The organism is Streptococcus sp. (assembly GCF_019414905.1).
In the GTDB taxonomy this organism is placed as follows: Bacteria; Bacillota; Bacilli; order Lactobacillales; family Streptococcaceae; genus Streptococcus.
Window position 1 is genome coordinate 1 of the sequence record NZ_DXLC01000149.1, and the last position, 11,811, is coordinate 11,811.

The following is an 11,811-nucleotide window of genomic DNA, read 5'->3' on the forward strand; positions in this document are numbered from 1 at the left end:
GTTATATATTCTCCATCGTATTCAAAACTTGAAATTCTTCCAATTTCCCCATTGTTAGCTGTTTGAGAAGAATATACTGGATATTCTCCTTTATTTTCTTCTAAGAACTGTTTTGACATTACCTTGCCACGAGATAATTTCGCTACATTTTTATCCCCCAACTCTTTCCATTCAACAGGACAGTTTTGGATTTCTTCTAGGATGTTCATTAGTTACCTCCTTCATTGGCTAGATTTTCAATACTTTTGATTTCCTTGAGATAATCTTTTTCAACTTGACTGAGGGTCTTGGCTTGGTAGCTCTTATATTCCTTATCTACTTTATGCTTCATCTGTTCACGAGAGATAGAACCACTATTGTCCAGCAAGTCTTCTCCAGTAGCCTGAAGTATTCGATCAACGTGAGCCACCCAGTCAGCCATGGTCATGACTTCTTCTCGCTCTGCCTGTCTTTCAGCAAAGTCTAGATATCCTGATACAAGCTGGTTAAGCCCACGGAGTTCCTTTTCTGTCAGATAATTCTTGGCAACTTTTGCTTCAGATAGAGTAGGGAGGTCTCCCTTAAAGGTAGTTAAGCCCAGAAACTCCTTTTCACTATCAATACGATTGTAGATTAGTTCGCTGGCAGTATTGTGGTGAATAGCATAATGCATCTTGTTTTGAACCGTCGCAAAGAACTTCTTTGCCTCTGGTGAATTTGCATTGTAGTCGCTTGATGTAGCAAAGAGATCCAAGACCTGACGGTAAAAGACTTTTTCACTCGAGCGAATGTCTCGGATTCTTTCAAGGAGTTCCTTAAAGTAAGAGCCTCCACCCAAGTTTTTCAGACGCTCATCATCCATAGCGAAGCCCTTAATCAGATACTCTTTCAAGACTGTCGAAGCATAGAGTCTGAACTGAATGCCACGAGGAGAACGAACACGATAGCCAATCGCTAAAATCATATCCAGATTATAAAAGGCGACTTTTTTTGACTGAGTTTTCCCAGCCATTGCACCGTGACGAGTGGTTGTCAACTGATAGTTGACAACCACTGTTTCATCCAACTCACCATCTTCAAAGATGGCCTTGATATGTTTACTAATGTTTTGCTTGGAAGTTTGAAAGAGCTCAGCTAGTTCTTGTTGGGTCAGCCAGACCGTTCCATTATCCAAGTGAAGTTCAATAGCGGACTCGCCGTCATCTGTCCTATAGAGAATCACATCATTTGCCATAGCTCAGCTCCTCTACAATCTTGTCTATCTCTGCACGCAAGTAATCAATCTTGGCAACAGTCTCCGCTATTTCTTTATTGAGAACATCTATATCAATCTTCTCACGTGTATCTTCTTTTTCTACATAAGTTGATACTGAAAGATTATAGTCTGCTTCTGCTACTTTTTCTTGTGCCACCATACAAGAAAAGTAATCTTCTTTTTCTTTCTTTTCAACACTGGCTAAGATTTTTTCGATATTCTCTTCTGTCAAAACATTATTATTAGTTTCTTTCTTAAACTGCTTACTTGCATCAACAAAGAGGATATCCGTCGTTGGCTTATTCTTTGCCAAAATAAGAATACAGGTCGCAATGGAGGTCCCAAAAAAGAGATTGTCTGGTAGCTGAATAACCGCTTCAACAAAGTTATTGTCTACTAGATATTGACGGATCTTTTGCTCAGCACCTCCACGATAGAAAATACCTGGGAAAGTTACGATTGCAGCTCGTCCCTTATTTGATAGGTATGACAAGCTATGCATAATAAAAGCAAAATCAGCCTTAGATTTAGGCGCCAATACACCCGCAGGGGCAAAACGATCATCATTGATAAGCGTTGGATCATCGCTTCCTATCCATTTGATAGAGTATGGTGGATTTGACACAATAGCATCAAAAGGCTTATCATTTACATGCTTAGGATCAAGCAAGGTATTGCCACGTTCAATGCTAAACTTATCATAATTGATATTGTGTAAAAACATGTTCATCCGAGCTAGATTATAGGTAGTCATGTTAATTTCCTGACCGTAAAATCCATCTTCAATTGTGTGCTCATTAAACTGCTTTTTAGCTTGCAGGAGCAGCGAACCCGAACCACAGGCAGGATCGTAAATTTTATTGATTTTATTTTTTTCATTCTTGCCCAGCATAACAATCCGCGCCAAGAGTCTCGATACACTTTGCGGTGTAAAAAATTCTCCGCCAGATTTTCCAGCGTTAGAAGCATAATTAGAGATTAGATACTCATAAGCATCCCCAAAGAGATCAATATGGTTATCTTCAAAGTTTCCAAAATCAAGACTTGCAATTCCTTCAAGAATCAGAGTCAATCGCTGATTCCTCTCTGGAACTGTACTACCTAACTTGTTACTTCTGGTATCTACATCATCAAAAAGACCCTTAATGTCATGTTCACTCGCATAACCGATCGCACTAGACTCAATATCATCAAAGATATCTTTTAAATCTGTATTTAAGTGCTCATTTTGGCGAGCAGTTTTGACAACACTGGAAAACAACTGCGAAGGCATAATAAAATAACCCTTGGTTTTAATGGCATCATCTCGAACTTCAGGTGTAATTAAATCTTCAGAAATCTCTTCATAGTTAATTGATTCATCGCCGCCTTCGATATAGGTTTTGAAATTTTCACTAATAAAGCGATAAAATAGAATTCCCAAAATATACTGCTTGAAGTCCCAACCATCTACTGCACCGCGAACATCATCCGCAATTGCCCAAATTTTACGATGCAGTTCCTTGCGTTCTGCATTTTCTTTATTTGCCATTTTTACTTCCCTTATTTAATGTATTATTTCTTCTATTTTATCATATTTTCACTACTAAAAAATTCTCTAGCATTCAATAAATATTATTATTTTTAAATAGTATAAGCTTTTCAACATAAACCTCCTAACTTTACGATAATTTACATCTAAACCCCCATATTACCTATATTCACCCTCACAAAAGCAATCTTCCCCCTTTCTCCTCCAAAATATGGTATAGTAGAACTATACTATCTATGAGGAGTTTACATGTCACAGGATAAACAAATGAAAACTGTTTCTCCCCTTCTGCAGCAAGTTATCAACATCTCATCGATTGTCGGTGGGGTTGGGAGTTTGATTTTCTGTATTTGGGCTTATCAGGCTGGGATTTTGCAGTCTAAGGAAACCCTCTCTGCCTTTATCCAGCAGGCAGGGATCTGGGGGCCACCTCTCTTTATCTTTTTACAGATTTTACAGACTGTCGTTCCTATCATTCCTGGGGCCTTGACATCGGTTGCTGGGGTCTTTATCTACGGCCACATCATCGGAACTATCTACAACTATATCGGCATCGTGATTGGCTGTGCTATTATCTTTTATCTGGTGCGCCTCTATGGGGCTGTCTTTGTCCAGTCTGTCGTCAGCAAGCGCACCTATGACAAGTATATCGGCTGGTTGGATAAGGGCAATCGTTTTGACCGTTTCTTTATCTTTATGATGATTTGGCCCATTAGTCCAGCTGACTTTCTCTGTATGCTGGCTGCCCTGACCAAGATGAGCTTCAAGCGCTATATGACCATCATCATTCTGACTAAGCCCTTTACCCTCGTGGTTTATACCTACGGACTGACCTATATTATTGACTTTTTCTGGCAAATGCTTTGACACATAAAAAATCCGTTTGGTTTCCCAAGCGGATTTTGTGCTTTATTTTGAAACTTCTTTTGCAAGTACAAAGTTCCCAAGAGTAGCAGAACCATTTCCTGCGACTGCTGGTGTTACAATGTAATCACGCACATCTGGTACTGGTAGGTAACCATTGAGAAGAGATGTAAATTTCTCACGGACACGGTCCAACATGTGCTGTTGAGCCATGACCCCTCCACCAAAGACAATCACGTCTGGGCGGAAAGTCACTGTCGCATTAACCGCAGCTTGAGCGATATAGTAGGCTTGGACATCCCAAACAGGGTTATTGAGTTCAATGTTTTCCCCACGAACACCTGTACGAGCTTCCAAACTTGGACCAGCTGCATAGCCTTCCAGACATCCCTTATGGAAAGGACAAACACCCTTAAACTCTTTTTCAATGTCCATTGGGTGTCTAGCAACATAATAATGACCCATCTCAGGGTGACCGACACCTCCGATAAACTCACCACGTTGGATAACACCTGCACCAATCCCTGTACCGATCGTGTAGTAAACCAAGTTTTCGATACGGCCACCAGCATTGTTACGAGCAACCACTTCACCATAGGCAGAGCTATTTACGTCCGTTGTGAAATACATGGGTACGTTGAGGGCGCGGCGGAGAGCACCAAGTAGGTCTACATTTGCCCAGTGAGGTTTTGGAGTCGTTGTGATAAAGCCATAGGTTTTTGAGTTTTTATCGATATCAATGGGACCGAAGGAACCGATGGCAAGACCTGCAAGATTATCGAATTTTGAAAAGAATTCAATGGTTTTATCGATAGTCTCGATAGGAGTTGTTGTAGGAAACTGTGTTTTTTCTACAATGTTAAAATTTTCATCTCCGACAGCACAGACAAACTTTGTACCGCCCGCTTCTAAGCTTCCATATAATTTTGTCATGATAAACCTCTTATCTTTGTTTTCTCTATTATAGCACATTTTAAAGAGCTAGATTTCTCAATATTTTAGATTTTCCTCTGTAAATCTTACCATCCAAGTAAAAACGAACAAACATGATATTTGTTCGTTTTGTTTTTAGATTTGATTTTCGAAGAGGACTAGGCTTTCACTTCGATGATAGCGTCACCCTTGACAACTGAACCGCTTGCGACTGGTGTCACAGAAGCGTAGTCTGCTGTGTTGGTTACGATAACCATTGTTGTGTCATCAAGACCTGCAGCAGCGATTTTGTTTGAGTCAAAGGTTCCAAGAACATCACCAGCTTTAACCTTGTCGCCTTGAGCAACTTTTTGTTCAAAGCCTTCACCGTTCATAGTCACCGTATCGATACCAACGTGGATCAAGATTTCAGCTCCATTTGCTGTCTTCAAACCATAAGCATGTCCTGTAGCAAAGGCGATTGATACTTCTGCATCAGCTGGTGCATAAACTACACCTTGGCTTGGTTTTACAGCAATCCCTTGTCCCATTGCACCACTTGAAAAGACTGGGTCATTAACATTCTCAAGAGCAACTACGTCCCCAACGATTGGAGTTTGGATTGTTTCATTTTGAGGAGCTACTGGAATGTTACCAGTTGTTTCTTCTTGAACCAAACGTTCTGTCGCTACTTCACTAGCAACTTCTTCTTCGTCCTCGTAACCAAACATGTAAGTAAGTGCAAAACCAAGAACGAATGATACAGCTACCATAAGGATGTATTGGAATAATTGACCGTTACCAATGTACAACATTGTACCAGGGATGATGGTGATACCATTACCAGTACCAGCAAGACCAAGGATTGAAGCCAGTCCACCACCGATAGCACCAGCAATCAATGAAAGGAAGAATGGTTTACGGAAACGCAAGTTCACCCCGAAGATAGCAGGCTCTGTAATACCGAGGAAGGCAGAAAGAGCAGCTGGGAAAGCAAGTGTTTTCAGTTTAGGATTTTTAGTTTTGACACCAACGGCAACAGTTGCAGCCCCTTGAGCTGTCATAGCTGCAGTGATAATGGCGTTGAATGGGTTGGCATGATCGGCAGCAAGCAATTGCACTTCAAGCAAGTTGAAGATGTGGTGTACACCTGATACGACAATCAATTGGTGAACCCCACCAATCAAGAAACCACCAAGACCAAATGGCAAGCCAAGAATCGCTTTTGTACCGATAAGGATGTAGTTCTCAACAACATGGAAGACTGGTCCGATGACAAAGAGTCCAAGGATAGACATCACCAAAAGTGTCACGAATGGCGTCACCAAGAGATCCAAGACATCTGGAACCACTTTGCGGAGAGCTTTTTCAAACTTGGCTCCGACCACCCCAATGATGAAGGCTGGAAGAACGGAACCTTGCAAACCAACAACAGGAATGAAGCCAAAGAAGATCATAGCTGTTACTTCACCACCTGATGCTACAGCCCAGGCGTTTGGAAGCGAACCAGAAACCAGCATCATACCGAGGACGATACCAACGGCTGGATTTCCACCGAATACGCGGAAGGTTGACCATACAACCAAACCTGGCAAGATGATGAAGGCTGTATCTGTCAAGATTTGAGTATATGTTGTCACGTCAGCTGGAAGTGTCATTCCAAGAGCAGTCAAGAGACCACGCACACCCATGAAGAGACCAGTTGCTACGATAACTGGGATGATTGGTACAAAGACGTCACCGAAAGTACGGATAGCACGTTGGAACCAATTTCCTTGTTTAGCAGCTTCTGCTTTCATATCTTCTTTAGAAGATGTTGGCAAACCAAGTGCAACCACTTCGTCATACATCTTGTTTACTGTACCAGTACCAAAGATGATTTGGTATTGACCTGAGTTAAAGAAAGCACCTTGAACTTTTTCCAAGTTCTCAATCACTTCTTTATTGATTTTTCCTTCATCTTTGACCATGACACGAAGACGAGTCGCACAGTGAGCTACACTGTTGACATTTTCACGTCCACCCAAGGCATCGATGACTTTTTTTGCAATTTCCTGATTGTTCATTTGCAAAAATCTCCTTATATAAAATTTTGTTCTTGTTTGAAAGCGATTTTATTCGCCCTACGACTATTATTTTATCATGTTTTAGAAATATGTCAAGCGTTTTGCAGAAAAATATTCTATCCACTTAGTGGACACACTTCAAATTGATTGCTTTCGACTGTTTTATCAGGCATTTCTTGAAAAAATAAGTTTGAAATCTTAGTTTAAAAAGGTTTTATTTCATTATCTTTCATATTATCGTGAAAATATGATTGATTTCCTGCTTTTGATTTATGATAAACGTTTGGCAGTTTTTTCTCTTTTTTAACATAAAAGGCTTGCATTTTTAATCGAAAACGGTTACTATTAGAAGTGATAAGATTTTCGGAGGAATGAATGAATGGAATGGACAACCGAGCGTCGTTACAGACTTTATCAAGATTGGACGCAAGAAGAAATTCAACATATAAAGGAAAATATGGCTCAATCTCCATGGCATACTCATTACCATGTTGAGCCAAAAACAGGACTTCTCAACGATCCAAATGGCTTTTCTTACTTTGATGGGAAGTGGGTTGTTTTTTATCAAAACTTTCCTTTTGGTGCAGCCCACGGTTTGAAATCTTGGGTGCAGTTGGAAAGTGAGGACTTGGTTCACTTCACAGAAACTGGAGTCAAAGTTTTGCCTGATACTCTATTAGATAGCCACGGTGCCTACTCTGGTTCTGCCATGCAGTTTGGCGATAACTTATTCCTATTTTATACAGGAAATGTCCGCGATGAAAACTGGATCCGTCACCCTTACCAGATTGGAGCTTTGATGGACAAGGATGGTAAGATTACGAAGATTGACAAGATCTTGATTGACCAGCCTGCTGACTCAACTGACCACTTCCGTGACCCACAAATTTTTAACTTCAAGGGTCAATATTATGCCATCGTCGGTGGACAGGACTTGGAGAAAAAAGGCTTCGTCCGTCTCTACAAAGCTATTGACAACGACTACACAAACTGGCAAGCTGTTGGCGACCTTGACTTTGCTAACGACCGTACTGCCTACATGATGGAATGTCCAAATCTGGTTTTTGTAGGGGAACAACCTGTCCTTCTCTACTGCCCACAAGGATTGGATAAAAACGTTCTAGACTACGATAATATCTTTCCAAATATGTATAAGATTGGGGCTTCCTTTGACCCTGAAAATGCCAAAATGGTAAATGTATCTCAACTTCAAAACATGGACTATGGTTTCGAAGCCTATGCAACTCAAGCCTTCAACGCTCCTGATGGACGTGCTCTAGCTGTTAGCTGGCTTGGCTTGCCTGATGTTTCATATCCATCTGACCGTTTTGACCACCAAGGAACCTTCTCTTTAGTCAAGGAACTCACTATCAAAGACGGCAAACTCTACCAATACCCAGTCGCAGCTATCAAGGACCTTCGTGCTTCTGAAGAACCTTTCTCAAACCGTGCCCAAACCAAGAACACTTACGAACTTGAACTCAACTTGGAAGCTAATAGCCAGAGCGAGATTGTCTTACTTGCTAATCAAGAAGGCAAGGGACTTTCCATCAACTTTGACCTTGTAAATGGTCAAGTGACAGTAGATCGTAGCCAGGCTGGTGAACAGTATGCCCAAGAATTTGGAACTACACGTTCTTGCCCTATCGACAATCAAGCTACTACTGCTACAATCTTCATCGATAACTCTGTCTTTGAAGTTTTCATCAATAAAGGAGAAAAAGTATTTTCTGGTCGTGTCTTCCCACATGCGGACCAAAATGGTATCCTGATTAAATCTGGAACACCAACTGGAACTTACTATGAATTAGATTATGGTCGCAAAACTAACTGATGTCGCCAAACTTGCAGGCGTCAGCCCTACTACCGTTTCTCGGGTTATCAACAAAAAAGGTTATCTCTCTGAAAAAACCATTCAAAAAGTCAATGAAGCCATGCGAGAATTGGGCTAAAAACCCAACAACCTAGCTCGTAGCTTGCAAGGAAAATCAGCCAAATTAATCGGTTTGATTTTCCCTAATATTTCCAACGTTTTCTATGCAGAATTAATTGATAAGCTGGAACACCAACTCTTTAAAAATGGTTACAAGACCATCATCTGCAACAGCGAACACGACTCTGAGAAGGAACGTGAATACATCGAAATGTTGGAAGCCAATCAGGTAGACGGCATCATTTCTGGTAGTCACAACTTGGGAATAGAAGACTACAATCGCGTGACAGCACCAATTATTTCCTTCGACCGCAATCTGTCACCAGACATTCCTGTCGTCTCCTCTGACAACTATGCTGGTGGGGTTCTTGCTGCCCAGACCTTGGTTAAGACAGGCGCCCAGTCTATCATTATGATTACAGGGAATGACAATTCCAATTCGCCAACTGGGCTACGCCACGCTGGCTTTGCATCCGTACTCCCCAAAGCACCTATTATCAATGTTTCCAGTGACTTTTCTCCTGTCAGAAAAGAAATGGAAATCAAGAATATCTTGACCCGTCAAAAACCAGATGCCATTTTTGCTTCGGATGATTTGACCTCTATTCTAGTCATTAAAATTGCTCAAGAATTGGGCATTTCTGTCCCAGAAGAGCTCAAGGTCATCGGTTACGATGGTACCTATTTTATCGAGAATTACTATCCTCAACTGGCTACTATTAAGCAACCCTTGGAAGAGATTGCCTGCCTCACTGTTGACCTTCTCTTGCAAAAAATCGAAGGCAAGGAAGTCGCGACAACTGGTTACTTCTTACCAGTTACATTATTACCAGGAAAAAGTATTTAAGCACAAGAAAACTCAGACCAATTCGTCTGAGTTTTTTATGATCTTAAGTTTTCTAGATAACGCTGGGCAGTTTCTAGATTAAAGGTTTTATCTGCGATGAGGCGCTCGACTAGGGGAGCTACCTCGGATTCACTGGCTCCTGCTAGGAGAGCTAAGGATTTGGCCTGCAATTTCATGTGGCCTTGCTGGATTCCTGTACTCACCAAAGCTTTCAGGGCAGCAAAGTTTTGGGCAAGCCCGATAGCCACGATAATCTGAGCTAATTCTTTGGCAGAAGGATTTCCCAGTAGTTCATGACTGAGGGCTACACGAGGGTTGAGACCGATAGAGCCACCCTTGGTCGCCACAGGCATGGGCAGGGTCATCTCACCAACTAATTCTTCTCTTTCAAGGTCCAGCGTCCATTGACTAAGACCTTGATAGCGCCCGTCTCGACTGGCAAAAGCATGAGCTCCTGCCTCAATAGCACGCCAGTCATTACCAGTGGCTATTAAAATGGCATCTATACCATTAAAAATCCCTTTATTATGAGTAGCAGCTCGGTAAGGATCAGCCTGCGCAAACTGACTAGCCAAAGCTATTTTCTCCGCAATCTCCCGTCCTTGCTCCTTTTGGCGGCTCAAGTAGCGAAAGGCGATACGACAACTTGCAGTCACCAGAGAATCGGTCGCGTAGTTGGACAGGATTCCCATAAGACTTTGACCCTGACTGAGTTCTTCTAAGACTGGTTTCAAGGCCTCCAGCATGGTGTTGAGCATATTAGCACCCATGGCTTCCTGGGTATCGACATGGAGATAAACAACGAGAAAGTCTGTTTCGCCTTTTATCTGCTCTACATGCAAATCACGCGCCCCACCTCCACGTTTAACAATAGAAGGATAGGCTTGATTGGCAAGCTCCAAGAGTTCTGCTTTCTTGCTGGCAATCTTCTCTTGCACTTGTTCAGGATCAGCAACTTGATAAAGGGCTACCTGACCAATCATCCGGCGCTCATGAACCTGAGCAGTAAAGCCACCTGCTCGCTTGATAATTTTACTTGCATAACTGGCCGCAGCAACCACAGAGGGCTCTTCTGTCACATAAGGAACTGTGTATTCCTGACCGTTGACAAGAACCTCTGGAACCATCGAATAAGGTAAAGAAAAAGTTCCCACCACATTCTCACTCAGCTGGTCTGCCACAGTCACACTCATCTGTTCATCCTGCTCCAAACTCTCTTGTCTCTCAGGACTAAGGAGCGCCTGAGCTTTTAACAGCTCTAGGCGCTCTTGGTATGATTTTTTTGAAAATCCATTCCAACTTATCTTCATTATTTTTCAACCTTGCTATAACGGCGTTGGTGGTCGATAATTTCAACCAAGGCAAAATCTTGATTTTCATAGCCAGTAAACTGGGCAGAGTTTGTTTCATCTAACTCTACTTCCTCAAAGAAGACCTTTTCGTAGTCTGCAACAGACAGGGCAGTTCGTTGGTTGAGCTTGTTCAAGCGGTCTTTATCCAGATAAGCTTCATATCCTTCAACCAATTCACCACTGAAGAACTCAGCCACAGCCCCACTTCCGTAACTATAAAGGGCAATTTTATCCCCAGCCTTCAAGCTATCTGTATTTTCCAAGAGAGACAAAAGTCCGAGGAAAAGGGAACCTGTATAGATATTCCCCACCTTTTGACTGTAGAGAATAGACTGGTCAAAATGCTTTTGCAAGAGGTCTTTTTTCTCTTGAGGCAGGCTCTTATCCATGATTTTTTTCAAGCCTTTTAGCGCTAATTTAGGGTAAGGCAAGTGGAAGCATACAGCTGCAAAATCACCCAAAGTAAGCTGGTAGCGTTTTTGATATTCAAGCCAAGTCGTTTTCAAACTATCCAAGTATTGCTGGGTAGAATAAACACCATTTACATAAGGGGTTGTTGAGTAATTTGGACGCCAGAAATCCATGATGTCACGAGTCTGGGCCACATTGTCATTATTAAAGGCCATAATGCGTGGATTTTGTGTAATTAACATGGCCACACTGCCAGCACCCTGAGTTGGTTCTCCTGGAGTTTCAATACCGTACTTGGCAATATCACTGGCAATGACCAAAACCTTGGACTCTGGAGAATTTTCCACATGCAATTTGGCATAATGAAGGGCCGCTGTCGCTCCATAGCAGGCTTCTTTAATCTCGAAACTACGAGCAAAGGGCTGGATGCCCAGCAAACCATGCACAAAGACGGCCGCAGCTTTACTCTGGTCAATTCCTGACTCAGTAGCCACAATGACCATATCAATTTCTGATCTTTCTTGCTCAGTTAAAATAGAATCACTTGCACTGGCCGCCAAGGTCACGATATCCTCAGTTAGGGGCGCAATACTCAATTCCTTGAGCAAGAGTCCTTTGCTTAATTTTTCAGGGTCAATTCCCCTCGCTTCTGCTAAGTCTT

General features: G+C 42.0%; 9 protein-coding genes and 1 pseudogene. 3 read left to right on the plus strand and 7 right to left on the minus strand.

The window, feature by feature from the left end; genetic code table 11:
• From QZ359_RS04550 to QZ359_RS04560, 3 genes are all read right to left on the minus strand, one after another.
• Window positions 1-209: restriction endonuclease subunit S (locus tag QZ359_RS04550; protein ID WP_293963291.1), on the minus strand; the 209-nt coding region annotated here is incomplete at its 3' end.
• A complete protein-coding gene (locus QZ359_RS04555; protein ID WP_293963294.1) occupies window positions 209-1,213 on the minus strand; it encodes a virulence RhuM family protein in 1,005 nt (334 codons plus the stop codon). The genes QZ359_RS04555 and QZ359_RS04550, both read right to left, overlap by 1 nt.
• Complete coding sequence (locus QZ359_RS04560) at window positions 1,203-2,765, minus strand: type I restriction-modification system subunit M (RefSeq protein ID WP_293963297.1); 1,563 nt, start codon at window positions 2,763-2,765, stop codon at window positions 1,203-1,205. Before QZ359_RS04560 ends, QZ359_RS04555 begins: the two co-directional genes overlap by 11 nt.
• 249 nt (window positions 2,766-3,014) lie before the next feature.
• On the opposite strand from QZ359_RS04560, the gene QZ359_RS04565 reads away from it, so the two are divergent.
• The gene (locus QZ359_RS04565) at window positions 3,015-3,632 is read left to right on the plus strand and encodes a TVP38/TMEM64 family protein (RefSeq protein WP_261080141.1); all 618 of its coding nucleotides are present in this window, start codon (window positions 3,015-3,017) and stop codon (window positions 3,630-3,632) included.
• A gap of 42 nt (window positions 3,633-3,674) precedes the next feature.
• On the opposite strand, the gene scrK is transcribed toward QZ359_RS04565, so the two are convergent.
• Both scrK and QZ359_RS04575 read right to left on the minus strand, forming a co-directional pair.
• Window positions 3,675-4,562, minus strand: a complete 888-nt coding sequence (gene scrK / locus QZ359_RS04570; RefSeq protein WP_293963307.1) for a fructokinase ScrK — start codon at window positions 4,560-4,562, stop codon at window positions 3,675-3,677.
• Window positions 4,563-4,720: 158 nt separating this feature from the next.
• Complete coding sequence (locus tag QZ359_RS04575; protein WP_293963309.1) at window positions 4,721-6,607, minus strand: sucrose-specific PTS transporter subunit IIBC; 1,887 nt, start codon at window positions 6,605-6,607, stop codon at window positions 4,721-4,723.
• Between the two features lie 379 nt (window positions 6,608-6,986).
• Here QZ359_RS04575 and QZ359_RS04580 point away from each other — a divergent pair, with 379 nt between their 5' ends.
• Window positions 6,987-8,441, plus strand: coding sequence for a glycoside hydrolase family 32 protein (locus QZ359_RS04580; protein WP_293963313.1), 1,455 nt, complete (start codon window positions 6,987-6,989; stop codon window positions 8,439-8,441).
• A pseudogene (locus QZ359_RS04585) lies at window positions 8,422-9,387 on the plus strand (LacI family DNA-binding transcriptional regulator). Before QZ359_RS04580 ends, QZ359_RS04585 begins: the two are co-directional and overlap by 20 nt.
• 35 nt (window positions 9,388-9,422) lie before the next feature.
• Here QZ359_RS04585 and QZ359_RS04590 read toward each other — a convergent pair.
• Together QZ359_RS04590 and QZ359_RS04595 are read right to left on the minus strand one after the other, a co-directional pair.
• The gene (locus tag QZ359_RS04590) at window positions 9,423-10,697 is read right to left on the minus strand and encodes a hydroxymethylglutaryl-CoA reductase, degradative (RefSeq protein ID WP_101784420.1); all 1,275 of its coding nucleotides are present in this window, start codon (window positions 10,695-10,697) and stop codon (window positions 9,423-9,425) included.
• A partial coding sequence (locus tag QZ359_RS04595) for a hydroxymethylglutaryl-CoA synthase (RefSeq protein WP_293963317.1) occupies window positions 10,697-11,811 on the minus strand: 1,115 nt, incomplete at its 5' end. The genes QZ359_RS04595 and QZ359_RS04590, both read right to left, overlap by 1 nt.